This is a genomic window from Roseospira marina, assembly GCF_014197855.1.
GTDB classification, from domain to species: domain Bacteria; phylum Pseudomonadota; class Alphaproteobacteria; order Rhodospirillales; family Rhodospirillaceae; genus Rhodospira; species Rhodospira marina.
Genome location: NZ_JACIGJ010000008.1, coordinates 79,807 through 99,422, shown reverse-complemented (window position 1 = coordinate 99,422; position 19,616 = coordinate 79,807). Strand labels below are relative to the sequence as shown.

General features: G+C 69.5%; 23 protein-coding genes. All 23 read right to left on the bottom strand.

What is annotated here, in order from left to right; genetic code table 11:
* Positions 1 to 14 precede the first annotated feature (14 nt).
* On the bottom strand, positions 15 to 713 hold the full coding sequence (locus GGD82_RS12195) for a phage adaptor protein (protein ID WP_150062479.1): 699 nt from the start codon (positions 711 to 713) through the stop codon (positions 15 to 17).
* Positions 697 to 1,239 (bottom strand): hypothetical protein, encoded by a 543-nt coding sequence (locus GGD82_RS12190; RefSeq protein WP_150062480.1) that lies wholly within the window; start codon positions 1,237 to 1,239, stop codon positions 697 to 699. Before GGD82_RS12190 ends, GGD82_RS12195 begins: the two co-directional genes overlap by 17 nt.
* 14 nt (positions 1,240 to 1,253) lie before the next feature.
* On the bottom strand, positions 1,254 to 1,649 hold the full coding sequence (locus GGD82_RS12185; RefSeq protein ID WP_150062481.1) for a hypothetical protein: 396 nt from the start codon (positions 1,647 to 1,649) through the stop codon (positions 1,254 to 1,256).
* Between the two features lie 75 nt (positions 1,650 to 1,724).
* Entirely contained in the window at positions 1,725 to 2,825 is a 1,101-nt protein-coding gene (locus GGD82_RS12180) for a N4-gp56 family major capsid protein (protein WP_150062482.1), read from the bottom strand.
* Positions 2,826 to 2,864: 39 nt separating this feature from the next.
* On the bottom strand, positions 2,865 to 3,983 hold the full coding sequence (locus GGD82_RS12175; protein WP_150062483.1) for a hypothetical protein: 1,119 nt from the start codon (positions 3,981 to 3,983) through the stop codon (positions 2,865 to 2,867).
* Between the two features lie 89 nt (positions 3,984 to 4,072).
* Complete coding sequence (locus GGD82_RS12170; RefSeq protein ID WP_150062484.1) at positions 4,073 to 4,591, bottom strand: hypothetical protein; 519 nt, start codon at positions 4,589 to 4,591, stop codon at positions 4,073 to 4,075.
* Positions 4,592 to 4,672: 81 nt separating this feature from the next.
* Entirely contained in the window at positions 4,673 to 5,038 is a 366-nt protein-coding gene (locus tag GGD82_RS12165) for a hypothetical protein (protein WP_150062485.1), read from the bottom strand.
* Entirely contained in the window at positions 5,038 to 5,976 is a 939-nt protein-coding gene (locus GGD82_RS12160; protein WP_150062486.1) for a phage head spike fiber domain-containing protein, read from the bottom strand. The genes GGD82_RS12165 and GGD82_RS12160 overlap by 1 nt, the downstream gene beginning before the upstream one ends.
* A gap of 3 nt (positions 5,977 to 5,979) precedes the next feature.
* Complete coding sequence (locus tag GGD82_RS12155; protein WP_150062487.1) at positions 5,980 to 6,276, bottom strand: hypothetical protein; 297 nt, start codon at positions 6,274 to 6,276, stop codon at positions 5,980 to 5,982.
* The gene (locus GGD82_RS12150; RefSeq protein WP_150062488.1) at positions 6,273 to 8,462 is read right to left on the bottom strand and encodes a portal protein; all 2,190 of its coding nucleotides are present in this window, start codon (positions 8,460 to 8,462) and stop codon (positions 6,273 to 6,275) included. The genes GGD82_RS12155 and GGD82_RS12150 overlap by 4 nt, the downstream gene beginning before the upstream one ends.
* Positions 8,462 to 10,018 (bottom strand): terminase family protein, encoded by a 1,557-nt coding sequence (locus GGD82_RS12145; protein WP_170284286.1) that lies wholly within the window; start codon positions 10,016 to 10,018, stop codon positions 8,462 to 8,464. The genes GGD82_RS12150 and GGD82_RS12145 overlap by 1 nt, the downstream gene beginning before the upstream one ends.
* Positions 10,008 to 10,550 (bottom strand): terminase small subunit, encoded by a 543-nt coding sequence (locus GGD82_RS12140; protein ID WP_170284287.1) that lies wholly within the window; start codon positions 10,548 to 10,550, stop codon positions 10,008 to 10,010. The genes GGD82_RS12145 and GGD82_RS12140 overlap by 11 nt, the downstream gene beginning before the upstream one ends.
* A gap of 142 nt (positions 10,551 to 10,692) precedes the next feature.
* Complete coding sequence (locus GGD82_RS12135; protein ID WP_150062490.1) at positions 10,693 to 11,325, bottom strand: MerR family transcriptional regulator; 633 nt, start codon at positions 11,323 to 11,325, stop codon at positions 10,693 to 10,695.
* Positions 11,322 to 11,609, bottom strand: a complete 288-nt coding sequence (locus tag GGD82_RS12130) for a hypothetical protein (RefSeq protein WP_150062491.1) — start codon at positions 11,607 to 11,609, stop codon at positions 11,322 to 11,324. Before GGD82_RS12130 ends, GGD82_RS12135 begins: the two co-directional genes overlap by 4 nt.
* 127 nt (positions 11,610 to 11,736) lie before the next feature.
* Positions 11,737 to 12,852 (bottom strand): YdaU family protein, encoded by a 1,116-nt coding sequence (locus GGD82_RS12125; protein ID WP_150062492.1) that lies wholly within the window; start codon positions 12,850 to 12,852, stop codon positions 11,737 to 11,739.
* On the bottom strand, positions 12,849 to 13,124 hold the full coding sequence (locus tag GGD82_RS12120; protein WP_170284288.1) for a hypothetical protein: 276 nt from the start codon (positions 13,122 to 13,124) through the stop codon (positions 12,849 to 12,851). Before GGD82_RS12120 ends, GGD82_RS12125 begins: the two co-directional genes overlap by 4 nt.
* The gene (locus tag GGD82_RS12115; RefSeq protein WP_150062494.1) at positions 13,121 to 14,578 is read right to left on the bottom strand and encodes a DEAD/DEAH box helicase; all 1,458 of its coding nucleotides are present in this window, start codon (positions 14,576 to 14,578) and stop codon (positions 13,121 to 13,123) included. The genes GGD82_RS12120 and GGD82_RS12115 overlap by 4 nt, the downstream gene beginning before the upstream one ends.
* Positions 14,575 to 16,410 carry a DNA cytosine methyltransferase gene (locus GGD82_RS12110; RefSeq protein ID WP_211364771.1) on the bottom strand — a complete coding sequence of 612 codons (1,836 nt, stop codon included), beginning with the start codon at positions 16,408 to 16,410 and terminating at the stop codon, positions 14,575 to 14,577. Before GGD82_RS12110 ends, GGD82_RS12115 begins: the two co-directional genes overlap by 4 nt.
* Positions 16,407 to 16,991, bottom strand: coding sequence for a hypothetical protein (locus GGD82_RS12105; RefSeq protein ID WP_150062495.1), 585 nt, complete (start codon positions 16,989 to 16,991; stop codon positions 16,407 to 16,409). Before GGD82_RS12105 ends, GGD82_RS12110 begins: the two co-directional genes overlap by 4 nt.
* Positions 16,988 to 17,650 carry an SAM-dependent methyltransferase gene (locus GGD82_RS12100; protein WP_246163888.1) on the bottom strand — a complete coding sequence of 221 codons (663 nt, stop codon included), beginning with the start codon at positions 17,648 to 17,650 and terminating at the stop codon, positions 16,988 to 16,990. Before GGD82_RS12100 ends, GGD82_RS12105 begins: the two co-directional genes overlap by 4 nt.
* 3 nt (positions 17,651 to 17,653) lie before the next feature.
* A complete protein-coding gene (locus GGD82_RS12095) occupies positions 17,654 to 17,923 on the bottom strand; it encodes a hypothetical protein (protein ID WP_150062496.1) in 270 nt (89 codons plus the stop codon).
* 5 nt (positions 17,924 to 17,928) lie between these two features.
* Positions 17,929 to 18,888: a hypothetical protein gene (locus GGD82_RS12090; protein ID WP_150062497.1), complete on the bottom strand. Its 960-nt coding sequence runs from the start codon at positions 18,886 to 18,888 to the stop codon at positions 17,929 to 17,931.
* Between the two features lie 114 nt (positions 18,889 to 19,002).
* On the bottom strand, positions 19,003 to 19,584 hold the full coding sequence (locus GGD82_RS12085; RefSeq protein WP_150062498.1) for a hypothetical protein: 582 nt from the start codon (positions 19,582 to 19,584) through the stop codon (positions 19,003 to 19,005).
* Positions 19,585 to 19,616 lie beyond the last annotated feature (32 nt).

Genomic DNA, 19,616 nt, shown 5'->3' with positions numbered 1-19,616 from the left:
GATCCGACTCCCCGTTACTGGCCCCAGGGGCGGACCCGGCGCGGCCGGTCCACCTGCTCGCGCCCTCGGTGGGCCAATAGGCGCGCCTTTGCGTCCATCGCTTCCGCGCGCAGGCGGTCGCGCTCACCGACCGGGAGGGTCAGCACGGGACCGCCCGCGATCTCGGCGGCGACCGCCTTGATGAGAAAGCGGTTCCAGCCGGGCGACAGCCCGTGCGGCACCGACCCGCCACGGCGTGTCGTGATGTCCGCGCTATGCCGCTGGCCGGTGACCACCAGTGTCCGGTTGGCGTCGGCCGGGGTGGGCCAGAGGCGGAGGGTCTGCGCTTCGTCGTCGAGCAAGTGGGCGGCTTCGGGCATGCCGACGGCCGTTTTGTCGTCGATGGCGTCCCAATCGGCCCGGCGGACCAGGGCGACGGGGGTTTCGCGCCCGGCAGCGTCCCGCAGGCCCAGCCGCGTGACCACGGCGAACTGGGGCACAACATGCATGGCCAGCCGGTAGGAGTCCTGCCCGGCCACCAGGGGCACGGCCTGCGCGGTCGGAACCAACGGCCACAGGCGCTCGGTCTCGGCCAGCTCCGCCAGCACGATATCGAGCCAGGTCAGGGCAATCTGGTGCTCCGCCGCATCGGCCGCGCTGTCGATGGGGGCGAGATGCCCGATGGCGCGCAGCGCCTGGGTGGCGATCGCGCCGGCGTCAAGAATCGCGGCCATGGTCCGGCTCGCGTTCGGCGTCCAGACCGGCGAGGACGTCCCCGACCACGACGGGATCGTCCTGAAGGGCCTGGGTGACGTAGGCTTCGAGGTCCGCCTTGACGGCGTCGCGCCCGAACCGATCCTCTCCGGCCAGGATATTGGCGTGCCGGATCAAGCCCCAGCGATCCAGGTCGGTCACCCGGGCGATCAGATAGCCCGGGGGCAGGGTGAGCGGCGGGGGCAGGGCGACCACACCGTCGAGGGGCGTCGGCGCGGTGAACGCCGCGAACAGGCGCTGTACGGTCTCCTGGGGCAGGGGGACACCGGCCGTAGAGCCATCGTATTCGATGCCCTCGGGCGAGATGACCTGAAACGACGGGTTGCCGAGGAAGACGCGCGCCCACGCCTCCTCCAGCGGAACCGGGGTCGCCGGATCCTGGAACGTGATGGTCTCGCGGGCGTCCCCGACCACGGCGGTGTGCGGGCGCGGGCGGTCGGCGTGCTTGTCGAAGACCAGCCACAGAGTGGTGGAGGGGGGCAACATCTGGGCGGCCCTCCTTACCGATCCATCACGTACTGCACCATCACCTTCGCGGCGGCACTGGCCGCGATATCGGCGCCGCCGATGGCGATCTGCACGGTCTGGGACGACGTGGATGCGGCCGGCGGGTGCACGCTCATGCGCTCGGTATCGGCTCCGCCCGCCGTGGTCGCGCTGGTCAGGGCGGTCGCCCCCACCTTGAGGGCCGCGGTGCAGCCGGCGCCCAGGGTGCCCCCGACGCTCATGGAGCAATCGGTGATGCGGGCGCCGCCCGGCAGGTCGAAACACTCGATGGTGTCCCCGGAATCGGCCGCGTTGGCGGCCAGGAGCTTTTCCCAGAAGACGGTGGACACCCCACCCACGACATGGGGCAGGTCGGTCTTGTACTCGCGGTAGGTCGTCACGGCAGCCATGGCCGGGTCTCCTTCGGATGGAATGCAGGAAGCCGGCCGGGGGTGGTCCGCCCCGGCCGGCCCGAGCGCGGGGCCTTACGCCGCCGCCGTGAAGATGGAGAGCACCGAGAAATCCTCCTCAGTCAGGGTCTGCGGGTCTTCGAACACCGGCTTCTTGAAGCCCATGATCGACGAGTAGGCGATGCCCGGCTTGCGCCCGTAGTCCTTCTGCTTGTCCTCGGCCCACTCGGAGCTTCCGACTTCGGCCACGCCCATCGCCTGCGCGCCCAGCAGGAGGGCCTGCGCGCCCATGACGTCGTTGCCGGCGCCCCATCCCGTGGTGTCGGCGCGGTTGGTGGGGACCTTGTTGTGCTCGTAGATCACCAAGCCATCGACCATCGCGATGGCACCGGAGAACAGCGGGTTCTTGGCCCCGCGCGAGCCGGCGTCCTTGGTGATGGCGATGTAATCGGGGTCCTGCTTCAGGTCGCGCCCCTGCTCCGGCGAGATCATCGTCACGTAGGTTTCGCGGCCCTCGTGGTAGATCGGCTTGATGTTGGCGCGCTTGGCCTTGGTCTTCGCCTGGAGCAAAACGTTCCAGGACATCTTGTTCGCAGCACTCAGGCCGGCCGTGGTGGTAACCGATCCGGGGAACACCACGCGGTTCGCGCTGGGCGCCGTGACGTCGTTTGCGAACGCCAGGGCGGGAAGCTGACTGGACGAGGGGCGCGCGGTCATGTCCAGCTTGTAGGTGAAGGAGCGACCGGCCAGGACGAGGAAGCCGATCTCCTCGCGCTTCTGGGCACGCCAGTTGCCCAACTTTTCCCGGGCGGTCGAGCGGAACCGGATCACGGTACGCTGCTCACTCATCACACCCTTGTTGCGGACGGCGTGGCTCAGCATGTCGATGGTGATTTCGAGGTCCTGAGCGATCAGGCTTTCCTCATGCCCATCCTGATCGTTGTCGCCGGCAACACCGTCCGACACCAGATCGTTGACCAATGGCATGATGACCTTGTCGCCGCGCTCCGTCTTGGTCAGTTCGGTGATGAGCTGGATGCAGGAATTCGTCGACTTGCTCGCCAGTCCCTGCTTGGGGTTGAACAGGATGGTGCCGTCCCGGCCCATCTGGAGAACCTTGGCCGAGAAAATCTTCTTCTGAAGGGCGTTGAAGGACCCGAAGTCGGTGAAGGCCATGGCCTTGGGCTCCTGATTGCCCTGAACCCGATCACCCCGTCACTCGAACGAGGCGATCATCCGGTCCAGGAGTCCGGGGTCCTCGCTGGCGAGGTCGGCCTCGGACATTTCGTGTGCGCTTGCCGTAAGACGATCCAGATCGGAGACGGGGCCGGTGGTGCCGGCCTGGGACAGGTCAGGGGGCATGGCGGCCGCGAGGTCCGCCTTGGTCCGGCGCTGGTTTGGCGATGGGCCGGGGCGCGGCTGCGGCTGAGATGGCTGCTGGGAGCCCGGCTGGGTCGGACGCGGCTGGGGCTGATACCCCATCCGCTGGGCCACCCCGTACCGGTAGCCCGCCTGCACCACGGCCGCGCGCAACATCAGCGTTCCCTCGGAGGTCAGGGTGCCGTCGCGCCGGGTCGGGATCGCGCGCCCCGCCTGACGGAGGTCGTACACAGCGGCCTGGGTCAGGAACTCGGCGTCCGCCTGGCTCAGTTGGCGCGCCCACGGGTGCGCCTGCTCCAGGCGTCGGGTGGCCAGCGACAGGGACAAATCCTCGTCCCCGGCCTCCGCCGGTTCCGCCCGGACGCGGTCGCGCGCCTTGGCGTCGATCTCGGCCGCCAGTTCCTCGGCCCGGTCGTCAATCGCAGCTTCGCGGCGGCGAAGCTCGGCCAGGCCGATGTCGCCCTTGTCGAACAGTTCCGCGACCTGCTGCTTGACCTTCCGAACGTCTTGGTGCAGCGCCTTGTGGGCCGTGTCGGGGTCGAACGGCGGGGCTTCGGGCGCGTTCTGCTGGTTCCCTCCCTGTTTGCCCTGCTCCAGCTCCTGGATGCGCGCTTCCAACTCGCGCCGCTTGCGTGCCTCTTCGTTGAGGCGCGCGCGCGGCACGAAATCGGCCCGGTCCTGCCCCTGTTCCTGTCCATTGCCATCCGCCTGCGCGCTGTCGTGCGGCGGCGCTCCGGGGGTTGGCTTCGGATCCGCACCCGGCTCCTTGGCGCCCGGGCCATCTTGGTCCGATACGGTGACGTCCTGGACGCCGTCCTCACCATCGTCGTCGCCATCCTCGATGGCGTCGGCGGCGGCAAGCAGAGCGTCGAGGTCGTCCGCGTCGGCAAGTTCGACTTCGGAACGGTCGTCCCCGGTGTTGGGGGTGGGGGCGGATGCGGTCTGGGTCGTCATGGCTGGTTCCTGCCCAACTATCGCGGTGGCCTGCGGCGGCGCCCGTGGTTCCGGCGGCGGCCCGGGCGCCTGTCTCGGCGGCGCGTCCGTCAGAAGAAGAGGGTTTCCGATGTCCCGTCGCGCTCACTGCGCTTTTTCTGGTGCGGCGCGATCTCGGCGGCCTTTTCGATGTCCCGCCACTGGGCCATCGCGTCCTCGGCCTGATGGAGGAAGAACTCCGTTGTCGCGATCATCAGGACGTTGAGGGCGTCATCATTTGTCTGGATGAATTGGCAGTCGTCATCCCGGTCGAGGTAGCAGGCTTCCAGGATGGTCGGCTCCGCGAACCGGAATGTTCCGTCCGGGTTCAAACCGGGATCCGTGGGCTCGATCCAGCGCACCACCCAGGTGCCGTCCAGGTCGACATGCCGGTTGAGCGCGCGGCACAGGTCGAACGCGATGAAGGCGTGGCGGTCGGTGATCCGCATGTCCCCCGCCTGCGCCACGACGCGAACGACGCCCCCCTCGCAGGGGGCCACCACCCAATGCGGCTCCCCGGCGCGGTACAGCGGCGGCAGCTTTGTGGGCGGGCCGGTGCGGCGGCTCTGGCGGGCGTGGAGGGCGGGCATGGGCGGGGTCCAGGCGCGGTGGCAACTGCCTGGACCGTCAGGGATGTCCCGTTACGCTCAAAGGGGGGCGCTCAAAGGGGGCTAGGCAAACACCCGCACGGGTGTGTCCGGGTGGCGCGCCTCTCCGCCGCGTGCCTCCAGGGCCGTGCGAAGCGCCTGGGCGCGGGCCGCGCCGACCGCGTGATAGGTGAGATTGGCGTGGTACCCACCCACCGGAACGCCCTCCGCAACGACACCGCCGTTCGCTTCGTACTCTGGCTCCGTCTCCCACGGCTGGATGCCGGCCACATCCAGCATCACCGCACCATCGGCTGTGCGCGGATATCCGGACTGCGTGTCGGGGCGACGCACCACCCAGGTGTCGCCGTCCAGCAGGTCGGGCACGGCATCCCGCGCGGCGGCGATCAACGCGGCCTCATCCGGCGCCCACAGATACAGGATCTCCATCAGGCCACCTCCACCCAGATGTCCGACCATCGGCCGGCCGGCGCGGCCCAGGGGACCGCGGCGGTGACAGGCTCCATCAGCGGTTCTTGGGCTGGGTGCGCGGTGCCTTCGGCGTCGGTGCCGATCAGGCGCACGGTGCCGGCCGTGGCGGGCGCGTGGCTTAGGACGTCGGCGGCGCGCGTTGCGGCGCCGTTGCCGGTGGCGATCAGGGACGTGGGACCGGGCCCGCGCTCAAGCTGCCGCCCGTAAAAATCGACCGAGTCCCCGGTCTGCGCCGTGAACCCGAGCGCGACGATGTAGGATCCCGCAGTGTCCGCAACAAACCGGATGGAACAGCGAAAGACGGCGGTGCCAAGGAGAGTGATGGTGCTGGTGTACTCGGACGCTTCAGAGAGGATTGCGCCCGCTGCGAGGTCGAATATCGTTTTCGGATACCGATGTTCCCGGCCCTGCAAAAAGATCTGGTCGCGTGTCCTCGCGCGGGCATAACACGAGATTGTGTAGGTCTCCCCGACCGTCATGCCGTCGGCGGCGCCGATCAGCAGGGCCGACCCGTCCGCGTTGGCGGTCAGCGTGGCCCAGGATCCGACGCCGAAGGGCTCCCGTCGGGTGATGGTGCCGGAGCTTGACGAAAGCGCCCCTATGTCCGTGGACTGGTACGCGGTGTTGGTCGCGGCGCGTTCGATGACCAGCGCGCCACCTTCGACGCGCGGGACGTTGGGATCGACCGCCCGGAACGCCGATCCATCCCACCAGGTCGCGGCGGAGGCGCGCGAGAACGTCGCGGCCGGCTGGACCACCCCGGCCGTGACCAGAGGGATGATGGGCAACGGTGCGATTCCGTCGCCCGGACTGTTGTCCACCGGGTTCTGCCCGGTGCCCATCACTGGACCGCGCATCACGTTATGGGTGCCGCGCCACCATCCTGCCGACGTCATCCGTCAGGCCCCCAGGGTCAGGCGCGTGGTGACCGAGCCGCCGGGCGCGATGTCGACCACGCGGGCCCGCACCGCGTCCAGCAGGCGCACCAGCCGGGTGGTGTGGAGCCCGGCCTCGGCGCTGATGGCGTCGCCCATGGCGAACGCCGTCGCACCGTCGTCATCCGACCCCTCAATCTGCACCGTGGCGGTCCCGGTGATGGCGATGGTGACAATGCCCTCCTGCATGGGGCGGTCGAACCGGATCCAGTCATGGGTTCCCGGCGCGGTGGCGGCGGTCAGCATCGGGGTCGTGGTCATGGCATGGGTCTCCGGGGCCCGGGTCTCTGGGTGTGCGCTCTCTGGGGGAACGGCGGTGCCATGGGCGCGCCGGGTGCAGGGGAGGGGCCGGGCATGGGCGGTGCGCCCTGGGGGGCTGCGGCCTGCCCCGGACGGGGCGCGCCCGGTTGACCGTTGCCCATCGGGGGGCTGGGCGCGGTGACGGCGAACGGTGCGCCGGCGGTGATCGGCGGCAGGGGGGTGCCGGGCGGCAGCCCCATCTGCGCGGTGGCGGCGAAATGCTGGGCCTGGGCGGCGGCCTGCTGCGCGGCCTGGGCCTCCTCGATCCGCTCGATGACGGCGTCCTTGCCGGCGATGCTGCTGGACTTGATAAGGATGTCGTCGGGGATCGGCACGCCCTTCTCGCGCAGTTCCATGGCCTCTTCGAACTGCGCTTGCATGTAGCTGGACGACACGGGCGTCTCGTCGATCACCACGTCGTAGGCGCCGACGGCGATGTTGTTGATGATATTGCCGGCCGGATCCCGCTGGTTGATCGTCACCGTCTGCTCGCGGTCCATCTCGCCCCGCACCCGGATGATGCGCTCCTCGGTGTAGTACCGCTGCACCATGCCCAGGATGACGCGGGCCTTGATCTCGCGGGAGCGGGCGAGGTTGTCGAAATCCGGCTCGACCGCGTTCAACGCCTGGCGCTGGCGGGCCTCGATTGCCCGGCCCGACTGGACGCGGTCGATGTGCCCCATGGCCGAGTCATTGATGCCGCTGATTTCCTTGATGTCGGTGGCGGCGTCCTGCTCGAAGACCTTCCAGGCGGGCGAGGGCATGTCCGGACGAATGCGGGCGAGGGGCGGCGTGCCGGCCTTGCGCTCGATGATGACACCCGGCGATGAGCCCTGCTCTTCCAGGGTGCGCATGGCCTCGTCGTCGAGTTGCCCCTTCTCGATGTCCCAACCGCCGTTGGCCGTGCGGGTCATGATGTCGAGGCGGTTCATGCGGGACTTGTTGAACTCGACCTGCGGGTCGATCAGGCTCTCGATCAGGCCCTGCGTTTTGCCGCGGCGGAAGTACGGGAAGAACGGCACGATGGTCATGGTCTGGTAGGGCGACCAGTCGTCGAACAGCACCCGGTCGCAGCAGGTGACGGTCCACCGCACGGCCCGGATCACGGCGCGCTCGATGCCCACCTGATTGCCCCGCACCTCGTTCCAGGCGATCAGGCGGGAGATCTTGGCATCATCCCAGGACGGCGGCAGCGTCATGCGCTGGCCGGTGGTGTAGTCGGTGGCCCGCCAGACCTCGCGCAGCTCCCAATGCTGCGTTTCCAGCACGCGCAGCAGGCGGCGGGCGCGGTTGACGTGCTCCACCGGGTTGAAGGCGCCGCCGAGGCGGCCCCCCCCCAAATCACTGGTGGTGCCCAGGATCGGCTGGGTGGTGTCGTAGGGATCGGCCAGGAACTCATCGAGGCCGAACGAGCGATCCGGTGTGATCTCGTCGGCCGGCTCCACGCCGTAGTCGCCCCGGCTGGGCATGCCGCTCTGCTCGTCGGCTTGCAGGTCGTCAGCCAGCGCGCGTCCGAACAGCACTTCGATCTCGCGCAGGCTCATCCAGCGGGTGACGGTCGCAAAGTTCCAGCCATCGGGCTCATAAGTGCTGGCCTCCGGGTCGATGTAGGTGGAGAAGGGGTCCAGTTCCCGGATCCGCACCTCGCCCAGGGCGTTCCTCTCGAAATCCAGCCGCACGTCCCAGAACCCGCGCCCGGTCTGCACCCCGTCTTGGAACACCTGGGCATCGACCCATTTCGAGCCATTGCGCTCGTCGATCTGCTTGGAGACCATGGACAGCGCTTCGGCGGCCTCCTTGGTGCCGCTGCCGTCGTTGCCCGGCTTGAACACGGTCTCGTACCGGTTCCGCCGCATGAAGCCCTGCACGGTCCGGATCACCGGCTTGATCCGGTTGAGCACCAGGACGCTGCGTCCCTGGGCCTCCAACTCGGCGCGCTGCTCCGGCGTCCACTGCTCGTCCTCGTAGAACCGCACGCACTCGGCCGCCTTCTCCGCCCATTTCTGGTGCCCGGCGTGGGCGAGACGGAATCGCTCCAGGTTGGCGGCGACCACCGCCGGGTCCTGGGTCGGCGCTCGGCGCGGGGCCTGCGGCGAGATGAACCCGCCGTCTGGCCGAGGGGCTTGTGACGAAGAAGCGCGGGGCATCACAACGTCCTCCAGTCACGGCCAGCGCGGGCGGCCCGGCGCGCCAGCATGTTGGCGATAGCGCGCTTGGGCGTGTCGATCAGGCTGTAGACCACGGCATCGCCGCGGTCGGGCGAGCGACCGATGCGGGCCTGAATCTCCTCCTTGGCCTCGACCAGGATGCCGCCGTTGCGCAGGGTCCACTTCGGGGCGCACAGGTCGGCCCGCAGGCGCGCATCCGGCGGCAGGGCGATCGGGTCCGCGCCAGCCGGGTCCAGGGCCTCGCGGGCGCGCCACCACACCTCCGCCCGCAGGTTGACGAACGGGAGGTCGCCTTGGCGGGTCAAGCCGGTGCTGCCGGCGGCGCCGTTCACGGGCACCACATGAACGCCGTTGGTGGCCAGGAAATCCGTGGTGCTGCTGCCCCAACCGATCACGTCGATGTGAACCGGCGCATCGTCGCGGCGGTGCTGCACCACGAAGGCGCTGCCATAGGCGCCGTCCGGGGTCTCGGTGCCGGGGCAGGTCTTCAACTCGTCGATCCAGGCGCCATGGCGGCAGGCGGCCACGAACTCGTCGCGGCCGCCGCGCGCGGGGTCGACGCCCATGGCGGTCATGTCGCCCTTGGCCACCGGGCGGGCCTGCCAGCGGTCCTGGGCGGCGATCACCCAGGCGGTGGGAATCACCTGCCAGGGGTCGTCCTCCATGCCGGCCTTGAAGTCGCCGTGCAGCATCTGGCTGCGCAGGGGCTCGGGCATGGCCTGAAGCGTCGCCATGTAGCCGGTCTTGACCAGGAACGGGTTGTCGCCGATGCGGGAGGGGATGAACGTCCGCGACTGCGGCACGATCGTCTCCCCGTTGTGCTCGAACGGCTCGCCGCTCTGGACCTCCTCGTCCTTACCGTCGAGGGTGGCGAACCAGCGCAGTTCGCCCGGCTTGGCCGGATTGGGGTGGGTGTCGTCCAGCCAGGGGGCGAAGAACTCGATCACCCACTGTCCCTCGGCCGAGGTCGGCGGGTTGAACGTCAACACGGTGCGGCACCGCTGGCCCTTGCGCGTGGTTCGCACCCAGCCCATCAGGTACCGCACCTGGAGCAACAGGAAGTGCGTGGCCTCGTCGATCACCAGCAGGTCCTTCGGCCGGCCCTGGTAGCGTTCCTCGTCCCCCAGGTTGGGGCAGGAGCCGAATTCGATCTGACGGCGGTCGGGCAGGCGCCAGATCTTCTCCGAGCCGTTGTAGCCGGTCCGCGCTCCCAGGATTTCGGTCAGGCGATCCACCACGCCGGTCAACTGCGTGGACTCACGGCGGAAGATGGCGGCGCGGTGGTGCTGGGTGAGTGCCAGCCCGATGGCGAGGTCCGACTTGCCGCCACCGGCAGCACCCCCGTAGCCCAGGACGTCGGCCTCGCTGTGGTAGGCGTCCGTCTGCGGGCCGGGCAGGGGCATCCAGATCGGCACGCCCGCCGTCAGGAGCGTGTCCAGTTCGGCGCGCTCGGCGTCGGTCAGGTACGGGAGCAACCGCTCCACGTTTGCCATATCGGGGGGCGCCATGTCGGGAACGGCGGCATCACCCGGCATGGCCGCCCCCGTCCTTGCGGTTCTGGGCCGCGACCAGCATCTGGGCAATGCGCTTGGCCCGCTCGGTGTCGGTGATCTCCACCGTTCCGCCGTGCTCGACCCGCTCGATCCACATCGCCAGGTGCTTGCCCAGCAGGTCGAGCGCGGCCGTCTTGCTGGCCAGATCGAGCACGAGGTTGCCGTGCCGATCCCATTTCCAGCCGACGATGGCGCGGCGAATGTGCTCGGGCAGTTTGCCGATATCACCGGGCTTGCTGACCTCGGCTCCGGCGATCTCGCCCGCGTCGTACATCGCCAGACAGGTCAACTCCTGGATGATGGCGTCCTGATCGGCCTCAAGCCGCTGGCGCCGTTCGGCTTTCAACCTGTTGATTTCCTTGAAAACCTTCGGGTTTCTGAGGAGCGCCCATCCCTGCTGGGCCGCGGAATCCTCAGCGTATCCCGCCCGAATGGCGGCCTGCGTCGCGTTCAGATCGACGAGGTATTCCTCGCAAAACGCGCGCTGACGGTCATTCAGATCGGCGGACGCCACCACACACCTCCTGGGCTGGTTGATGGGCCTACGGTGCGCGATGTCCCGTCACGCTCAGAGCGTTGGGTGCTGCGCCGGTCAGGACACCACGGGTCACTTGTGGGTCACATCGGAGTGACCTGCTCTTCGCTTCTGGCGGCGATCACCCCGCGCGCCGTTCGATCTCCGCCTGCATCCAGGCGCCGGCCTCGACGTCCTCCGGGTCCGGGTCCGCGTCCGGCTCCTCGGCGCTCAGGGCCGCCAACAGGCTCACCACGCGCGTCCGCGCTTCCGGTGCCTGTCCAGGCACACGGTCGGGCGGGGCCATATCCGCCGAAAGGCAGTAGCGCGTCAGGCCGCCGTCGGACGAGCCCGTGGCCCGCTCGACCCGGCCCAAGGTCCAGGCTTTCCGGATCAGGTGGCGGGCCCGGGAGCGGGGCACGAGCATCGCATGGGCCAGGGCCGGGACGGACAGGCCCTCGGGGTGCGCGGCCAGGACACGGAGGACCTCGATGTGCTGGCTTTGGTCCGCCGCCGTGCAGCCGATGCCCGGGGCCTCGATGATGCGCCGGACCCGCCAACTCCGGCCGGGACGGCTGCGCAGGTGTCCGGCCTCGGTCAGGGCCGCCACCCGCCGACGCACGGTCTGCTCGGACAGACCCAGCATGCCGGCGACGACCCGGGCGGACGGCCACGGCGCATGGGCCAGAACCAGGGCGACGACCAGCAGGTAGACCGGATCGGTCGGCCGGTCGGTCGGACGATCTGCGAGGGGAGGCTCGGGTTCGGTCGTCATGCGGCCTCCGAAAGCCGCTGGAGGCGATCTCGCCGCCGCCGCATGTTGGCCGTCAGGTCCTGGCAGCGCGAGCGAATGGCTGCGATGGTCGGCTTCCGATCCTCGGTGCGCAGGTGCTTCCGGAACGCCTCAGCGATTGCCCACATGGGAAACTCGCCGAGGGCATCGGCCCAATCGGCGGCGATCTGCTGGTGAATCCCCTCCGGCATGGCCGCGACGTAGAAATGCGCCAGGGCGGTCATGACACGGGCGCTGACGTCCTGGCGGCGGGCCGGCCTCAGCATGGGTTCGATCTCGCACAGCGCCGCCCGTGCCGCGTTCAGTTGCTCCGCGGTGACGCTGGCGGGAGGCGACCACGGGCGTCGTTGGACCTCGTAGGGGTCTCCCCCGGGTGGGAAGCGCCATTCGGTCTCAGCCGTCAGGATCGCCGACAGCGAAGCGGGCAAAGCCGGCAACGAAGGCATTGTGGGCGCTGGCGGGGCGGGGTGTGCAATGGCGGGCGTCATGGCGGGGTCCTCTTGGCTCGGCGGGAATCAACAGCGGCTCGGGGCTCGCCAACGCCTCGGACAGGCGGTTGTCGAGGTACGCCAGGGACGCGGGTGGTCCGCGACCCTTGCCGTGCAGCCACGCGCTGACCGCCTCGGCGACGCATCGCACGGTTTCTGCGTCCGCTCCGGATGCTTGCCAGCGCTTGGCGGTCTCCAGGTCGCCCATGGCAGGCGCAGGGTTCACACCGACGCCGCCAGCGCGCAGCCCGGCCTTGGCCGCTTCGATCAGTGCCAGGGCCGCACGGGTCTCCGGGCTGGGCTGTGGGGGCCAGTCGGTCTGAGCGACGGGCCGTCCCTTCGGTCGCTCGATGGGGTCATCGCTGGGCTTAGGATCGTCATCGTCACCCGGCCCCTCGCGTTGTGCGCACGCGCGGGAGGGAGAACTCCGGGTGATGTTGATTGATTCCCTTACTCTAGCCTCTGGACTCTGGCTTGGTTGAAGCTGATCCGAACCCAGAGCATTGATATCGCTGGATTTCTCCGATTTTTCAGCCGGTTTATCTTGAACTTCTCTCGGATTTTTCTCCGGAAAAAACGGAGAACGCGTTTCGGCAGGCGATTCCGGGGCCTTGTCGGGTGTTTCAAGCCCATCCGGAGCTATATCGTTGATATCGCTCGACTTAGCCCGATTTTTCGCCCGCTTTTTCCCTCCTTTCGATCCGTTCGCCCGGCGGCGTTCACCGTCCTCCAGGTTCTCCGGCCCCTCACGGTCAAAGCGGGTGTTGCTCAGGTGGCCACCATCGTCTGTCACGTAGAGTTTGCCGTCGCCGAGGAGCGTCTGGCGGATCTGGTTCCATCGGCGCGTGGAGCATCCGCACACGCGGGCGATGTACGGGGAGTCGTCGGGGATCGGCTGCCCTCGGTCGTACAGCAGATCGAGCACGATGCTGTAGGCGCCTTTCTCCTCCAGCTTCAGGTGCATCGTCGCCGCAATGAAATCGGCCGGGTATCGTTTGTACCAAGGGCGGCCCGCGCTCATCGCAGCCCCAACACGCTCTGGTGATACAGGATGGTGGTGTGGTCGCGGTCGAGCACCCGGCCAATGCGGGCGGCCGAGACGTCCGCCAGGGTCGAGCGTCGAACCACCTCCCGGCGCGCGGCGATCAGCGCCGACGTCCGTCTCAGCCCCTTTATAGCTGCAACGGAACAGCCGCGTTCGTGTGCCACTGCGTGCAGAATGTCGGCGCAGCGTGAGGTCGCGGCGCGGGCGTCGCGGGGGCGGATCAGGTAGTCGCGCGGCCGGTCGCTCATCCCGTTGCCCTCCGCCATCTGCGGGCGCCCGTCGCGCGTTGAACGGGGGCGGAGGTGCGTCGCCGCTCATCGAGGATGCGGCTCACCCAGCCGAGCTTGTAGCCTCGGATGCTGGCGATGCGGATGAGGGCCGCCTTGTCCGTGCCCAGGGTCAGGAGACGGCCATACGGCATGTCGCGGACCTGCTGCACGGTCAGCCCAGGGAAGCCGCTCGGGCGGTCGCCGTCACGGGTCGCGGTCGCGACCGGCTTGGGCACCTGGGGCACGCGGTATCCACAGCCCGGACAGGCCGGATCAACCCGCCGGTGGACGCGGGCGCACTTCGGACACACCCGCGTGGCCTCGACGAGCTGCTGGAGCCGTCCGTTGGCAAGCCCCGTGTCGAGGCGCCACGGGCGGTCCTCATCCGGTAGGCCGTGGATGGCGCTGCACCGGGCGATGTCGATGATCGGGGTAAATGCCTTGCCCTCCAACAGGCGCAGGGCCCGGCCGATCATCTGGAGATACAGGGCCGTCGATTGAGTGGGCCGCAGCAGGATCACCCCGCCGATGCGCGGCACGTCCACACCCTCGGTGATGATCTCGACGTTGCAGACGATTTGGAGCCGGCCGGTTGCCAAGTTGGCGAAGATCGCGTCTCGCTCCGCCTCCGGCGTGCCACCATGTACGACAGCCGCGCGCCACCCGGCGGCCCCGAATGCCTCGGCAACGTGCGTCGCGTGCTCAATGCTGGCACAGAAAACGACGGTTGGCGTTCCAGCCAATCGCGCCGAATACCAGCGCAACGCCACCCGGGTGATGTCCGGCCGGTCGACCCGGTTCACCAGATCACCGGTCTTCCAATCGCCAAACCGCCGCTTGAGCCCGCCCAGATCCAGGTCCGTCCGGGGCATGTAGACGTTGGGCTCGACCAGATAACCGTCGTCGATCAGAGCGCGAATGCTCGGGCCGCGCACGGCGGCGGAGAAGATGTGTCCGAGCCCCTGGCCATCGAGGCGGTACGGTGTCGCGGTCAGGCCGAGGCGCTGAGCGGACGGGCAGGCGGCCATGGCCCGCTGCCACTTCGGGCTGACGGCGTGATGGCACTCGTCCGCCACCACCAGCCGGACACCGTCAAGCCAGGGCGCCAAGGCGTCAACCCGGCGGGGCAGGGTGTCCACGCTGGCGATAGCCACGCGGTCGGTGCCGTCAAACCGGTGGTCGGGCGCGATGATGCCGTGGTCGATGCCGGCGACGCGCAGGGCCTTGCTCGCCTGCCGGATCAGTTCCCGCCGATGCGCCAGCCAGAGAACGCGCCAGCCATGGTCCGGCGCCGCGACGGTCTGGAGCACCGACCCGGCGACCACCGTCTTGCCGCCGCCCGTGGGCAGGGCGTAGAGGGGCGATTCCCCGCGCTGGAGATAGGCCAGAATCGCCGCGACGCTTGTGTTTTGGTAGGGGCGGAGGGTGGTCATGACGCGGCCACCTCCTCAGTCGAACACGCATCCGGCAGCGGGGCGGCGGCCATCTCGGGCACGTTGGCGGTCACCAGCGCGGCGGCGAGCGGCGGGCACACGCTGTTACCCGCGCAGCGCACCTGCTGTGCCTTGCTGACCGGCCGGCCGTCGATCTCGATGTCGATCCGGTAGTCGTCCGGAAACCCCTGGGCGCGGAACAGTTCGCGCGGGCTCAGCATCCGCAGCGCAATGTCCGTGACGACGTAGGGCACGCCGTCCAGGTGCACCGTGACCAGTGACATGCGGTCCTTGGTCGTGACCGTGCACAGCGGATCGTCCACGGCGGCCCATTGCCCGCCCTCGCCGTAGTAGCGGGTCAGGAACGGCGCGATCAGGCCGACATGGGTGCCCTGGCCGGTGACGGTCGGGGCCGGCGCGGTGATGTCGCCGCCGTTGCCTTGGTTGCTGCCCCGGAACTGGGTCAGGTGGGCGGCGCACACCGCCGCCTTGCCGCCGCCTCCGCCGGTGACGGTGCCCAAGGGCGCGTCGGTTGCGCTGCCCACCGACTGGCCGAACTGCCGTTGGATATGCGCCGTCACCAGCGAATTGTGATCGACCGCCGTCACGGTGCTGGTGGGCTCGTCGAGCGGGGTGCCCGGGCGCTGCCCCTGGTCGCCGTAGTGCCGCGCCAGGAAGGCGGACACGAGGGCGTGCTTGGCACCACTCGCCACCGCCGTTCCCAGCGGCTTGTCGAGCCCAGGCACGCGCGGCGCCTGCCCGGGTCGCTCCCCATAGCCGGTTTGCACGAGGGTCGGCGCGACCATCGCCATCCCCCCGCCCGTTGTGATGGTGCGGAGCGGGGAGCCCGGATCGTGGACCCCGTTTCGTTTGGCGCCGGATTGCATGTCGGTCCGGACCAGCGACGGCGCCACCACCATCATCTCGCCGCGCTTGGCGGTCGTGATGGTGCGCAACGGTTCCCGCGAATCCCAACACCGGGCGTCCCCGCCATGCGTGACCGGGATGACGAAGGGCCGGGGATGATCGAGCACGTAGCGCACGATCCCCCGCGCGACGCGGCGCAAGGTGGCCTCGGCCAGGGGGCGCTTCACGCCGACGGCGCGGGCCTCCTCCGGGGACAGGAAGATGGAGTGCACCGGCAGCGACCAATCAATGATCTCCGCCGCCGTGCGCCAGGGCTTGCGGGCACCAGCCCGCACCTCCGGGCTGTCCGGGGCGCCATGCGTCGGCTCCGGCCAGACGATGGGCTGGCCGTCCCGGCGGGCGATGACGAACAGCCGCTTGCGGCTGGTCGGCGCGCCGTAATCGCAGGCCCGCAACTCGCGCCATTCGACCCGATAGCCCAGGCGCCGCAACTGCGCCACCCAGAGGGTGAAGGTCTGGCCTTTTCGCTCGGGACACGGCTTGCCGGCGCGGTCGATGGGCCCCCAGGTCTGGAACTCTTCTACGTTCTCCAGGATGATGACGCGCGGGCGCGCCCGTCGCGCCCATTCCACCACCACCCACGCAAGGTCCCGCACGCCGGACGACACCGGCTTGCCGCCCTTGGCTTTCGAGAAGTGGCGGCAGTCGGGGCTGGCCCACAGCAGGCCGACCGGCCGGCCCCGCGTCGCCTCGGCGGGGCTGACGGTGTAAATCGATTGGCAGAAATGCCGGGTGTCGGGATGATTCGCCGTGTGCATGGCGATGGCGACCGGATCGTGGTTGATCGCCACGTCGGGCGAGCGGCCCAACGCCATCTCGATGCCGGTCGAGGCCCCGCCGCCCCCGGCGAAGCTATCCACCATGATTTCGGTCGGCTGGGGCGGCGGTGGGAACAGGTGCGTCACGCCGCCCCCTTCCGCCGCACGCGCGGCGCGTCGATTTTTGCCCCGACGGTCGCCGGCCGAAAAATCGACTTCGGCCGCCACAGCCCCGCGGCGATCTGCGCCACCGTGAAATCCCACAGCGCCAGCGCATCGGCGTGGTTGTCGTCCACGCAGGTCCAGCCGCGATCCCGACAGGCTTTGACCATGTCTGTCTTTTCAGCCCGGCCTGACCCGGCCCAATGCCGTTTGATCTCTGCGGGCTGCGGCGTCAGGGGCTCCGGGAGCCCGCGCTTGTGCGCCACCATGGCCGCGATCCCGGCCAGGCCGTCGAGCCGCCGGATGGTGTCGATGGTCGTGGTCCGGGGCAGGATCGGGCACTCATAGGCCAGCAGGTCCACGCCCTCGGTGGTGCGCCACAGCCAGTCCGCAAACCGGGCCATCGCCTCGCCCAGCGGCCCCCGAAACGCCCGCGTGCCGCCCTCGGGCTGGGCCGCGCGTACGCCCGACGCCGCCTCAATGGGCGTGGTCGCGCGGTGCCCGGCAATGGAGCCGCGCGCAAACCCGCAGTGCGTGGCGATGTCGAGGGCGAGGAGGACCGTCATGCCGCACCCGCCTCGACGCGCGCGTCGTCGTCATAGTCGCCGGGCCGTTCCAGGCGCTTGCGGGTGCCGGGCGGGATCCAACGGAAGTCCGTGCCACCGATCCGATGAGGGTCATGGCGCCACACGATCCAGCAGTAGGCCGTGGCCGTGGACGCCGCGCGCAGGCAGCGGCCCTTGTGCATCGGCACGCGCTCGGCAAATTGGGCGATCGTCGCGGGTGGGTACGGGTCAAACAGGTCGCGCCACCGCTCGCCGCCTTCCAGGAACGCCGTGCGAACCAGCATGGCGACGACAGCAGCTTGCGGAAGCGCATGCCGCACGAACGCAGCGGCCAACCGAAACGGCGGGTTCGTGATGATGGCGTCCAGCTTCCCGGTGGGCATCTCGGCCGGGCGGGGCTCCAGGAGGAAGTCGAGGCGCTGGCCGTATCCGATCTGATCCGCCGCCACGTCGGTCGCGACGACGCGGCCCCAATACTCGGCGAGGGGGCGGGCCATATGCCCGGCGCCGCATGCGGGCTCCCAGACCGTGCCATTGGGGCGCGGACCAAGAAACTCACACAGCGCCCGCGTCGCCCAGGGCGGCGTCGGGAAGAAATCCAGGCTGTCGTGCGCCTCGGCGCGCTGCGCCATGACGGCGTGGGATGTGTTCTGAGTCACAGTTCACCCCTCCGCCTGGGCCGCCAGCGCGGCCAACGCCTCATGCCCTTTCCGGGTCAGGCGATAGGTGGCCGGATAGCCGTCCTGGGGCGGATGCCGCTCCAGCAGGCCGAGGTCGCGCAGGTCGCCAACCGTCAGGCCGGAGAACGCGCGCTCACGACGGTTGCCGGCCCAATCACCCGTGGACAGGCGGCGCAGGCTGCCGGCACGCGAGCAGGCCCGCAGGCAATCCACCTGGGCCGGGCGAAGGGCGAGGGTGTCGAGCGCGGTCATGGTGCTCACCCCACCGCGTGCAGGTGGGCGCCGCGACCGCGACCTTTGGGAGCGCGCGAGGCCGCTGCCGCCGGCACCTCGACCATGTCGTCATCGGTATCGTCGGGGTCGGTATCCTCGGCCTCGGTTGGGGCGTCGTCGTCCGACGGGCCTTCGACGTCCGCGCGCTCGGCCTGACCGGCCTCGTAGCCCTTGAGCCACAGGTCGTAGACCGCTCCGGTGCGGAATTGCTCAGGAGGAACTTCATCGGCCTCGCCGCTGCGCCCGGCGTCCATCCCGGCGTTGAAGGCGCGCCCACCGTTCTCGAGCGACGGATCCTCGGGATCGACGCGGCATTCGCCTTCGTGCTCGTGGTGTTCCACCGGGTCGGTTTCGGCCGGAGCCTCGGAATCCTCACCTTCGGCGGTCCGGGGTTCCGGCTCCCCGTCGCCATCCTCCGGGTCCTCGCCGTCGCCATCCCCGAACAAGGGGGCGGGCTCGCTCTCGATCGTGCCGACCGCTTCGCCATCCTGGGCGCCATCGCCGAGGGGCAAACTGCCCTGGGCGCACTCGCCGTTGATGTAGCGCTCGGCCTCGGCCATCAGGGTGCACACCGGCTCGTACACCCAGTCGGGCATATGCGTTCCCGCCGCGTCGTCCTTGCACTGCTTGATCGACGGAACGCTGATGTTGGTCGGGCTGTTGGCGTAGTCGCAGCCGATGGCCCCGTTGAGCTTCACGCTCAGTAGATCCGTGTCGGGGTCGATCGAAGGCTTGCAGCCCGTGGGCACAACCGGGTCCTCGATCCCGGTGAGGCGGCCGATCACGTCGCCCAGGGCATCCCAGGCGTCCTGAAGGCTCGGCAGGCATTCCATCTCGCCCTTGAGCGTGACGGTCTCCGGGCCGGACGGAGCGGTGTCGTTGACCCACGAAATTCGCGGCAGGCCATCCTTGAGCTTGATTCCGGTGATGCGGTGTTGGGGCACGGCGGGTCTCCTATCGTGCGGGGGATGCGCAGCCCGGCCGGGACACGGGGCAGCCGGGCTGCGCGGCGCCTGGAGCGAGAGGGGCGGACGGGAACCCCAGGCGCGTCTCGGCGGTCAGCGTTCGGTGCTGACCGGGTTCGTGGTTCGGGTGGCGTGGCTCACGGGGCGTTCCGCCGGCCGCCCGCCGCCGACCGCCCGCCACGCGGCGTCGTCGATCCGGTTGCCAAGCAGCGCCACGTCGATCTGGTCGATGGCCTGATCCAGTTCGGCCCGGATCCGCACGAACGCCTCTTTCAGCGTCCGCAGTTCGGAGGCGACGACGGCGGCCCCACCCGGCCCGTTGGGGTCCTGAGCCTCCGCGACCATCGCGGCCGCTTGCCCCAAGACCGCCGTCAGGACGATGACGCGCTCGCCCGGATCGCAGGCACACGGCCGGTCACGGCTCACGCGCTCCACCCGTGCGGTCCACGCGGCCAAGATCGGGGCTGGTTTTCCGGTCAGGGCCACATACTCGACGTCCAGAGCCAGGGCGGCCCGGGCATGGATGGGGCGCCCTCCGTCGTCCTGGGACAGCGTGAAGTCCCAAGCGCGCCGCTCCGTCATGCCCAGCACTTCAGCCGCATGGGCCACGCCGATGGCTTCGTAGATCGTCTGAACGGCCGCCTCGATGCTGAGGGGGGCTCTGCGTTTGGTCATTTTCGGCGTTCCAATTGACGTATCTGGCTGGT

Coding starts and splice junctions, on each gene's coding strand:
- GGD82_RS12130 (WP_150062491.1), bottom strand. CDS start 11,609: ATGCTGAGGCCGGCCCGCCGCCAGGACGTCAGCGCCCGTGTCATGACC.
- GGD82_RS12185 (WP_150062481.1), bottom strand. CDS start 1,649: ATGGCTGCCGTGACGACCTACCGCGAGTACAAGACCGACCTGCCCCAT.
- GGD82_RS12145 (WP_170284286.1), bottom strand. CDS start 10,018: ATGCCGGGTGATGCCGCCGTTCCCGACATGGCGCCCCCCGATATGGCA.
- GGD82_RS12180 (WP_150062482.1), bottom strand. CDS start 2,825: ATGGCCTTCACCGACTTCGGGTCCTTCAACGCCCTTCAGAAGAAGATT.
- GGD82_RS12195 (WP_150062479.1), bottom strand. CDS start 713: ATGGCCGCGATTCTTGACGCCGGCGCGATCGCCACCCAGGCGCTGCGC.
- GGD82_RS12165 (WP_150062485.1), bottom strand. CDS start 5,038: ATGGAGATCCTGTATCTGTGGGCGCCGGATGAGGCCGCGTTGATCGCC.
- GGD82_RS12105 (WP_150062495.1), bottom strand. CDS start 16,991: ATGACGGTCCTCCTCGCCCTCGACATCGCCACGCACTGCGGGTTTGCG.
- GGD82_RS12095 (WP_150062496.1), bottom strand. CDS start 17,923: ATGACCGCGCTCGACACCCTCGCCCTTCGCCCGGCCCAGGTGGATTGC.
- GGD82_RS12125 (WP_150062492.1), bottom strand. CDS start 12,852: ATGAGCGCGGGCCGCCCTTGGTACAAACGATACCCGGCCGATTTCATT.
- GGD82_RS12175 (WP_150062483.1), bottom strand. CDS start 3,983: ATGACGACCCAGACCGCATCCGCCCCCACCCCCAACACCGGGGACGAC.
- GGD82_RS12170 (WP_150062484.1), bottom strand. CDS start 4,591: ATGCCCGCCCTCCACGCCCGCCAGAGCCGCCGCACCGGCCCGCCCACA.
- GGD82_RS12115 (WP_150062494.1), bottom strand. CDS start 14,578: ATGACCACCCTCCGCCCCTACCAAAACACAAGCGTCGCGGCGATTCTG.
- GGD82_RS12160 (WP_150062486.1), bottom strand. CDS start 5,976: ATGACGTCGGCAGGATGGTGGCGCGGCACCCATAACGTGATGCGCGGT.
- GGD82_RS12155 (WP_150062487.1), bottom strand. CDS start 6,276: ATGACCACGACCCCGATGCTGACCGCCGCCACCGCGCCGGGAACCCAT.
- GGD82_RS12085 (WP_150062498.1), bottom strand. CDS start 19,584: ATGACCAAACGCAGAGCCCCCCTCAGCATCGAGGCGGCCGTTCAGACG.
- GGD82_RS12135 (WP_150062490.1), bottom strand. CDS start 11,325: ATGACGACCGAACCCGAGCCTCCCCTCGCAGATCGTCCGACCGACCGG.
- GGD82_RS12190 (WP_150062480.1), bottom strand. CDS start 1,239: ATGTTGCCCCCCTCCACCACTCTGTGGCTGGTCTTCGACAAGCACGCC.
- GGD82_RS12120 (WP_170284288.1), bottom strand. CDS start 13,124: ATGAGCGACCGGCCGCGCGACTACCTGATCCGCCCCCGCGACGCCCGC.
- GGD82_RS12150 (WP_150062488.1), bottom strand. CDS start 8,462: ATGCCCCGCGCTTCTTCGTCACAAGCCCCTCGGCCAGACGGCGGGTTC.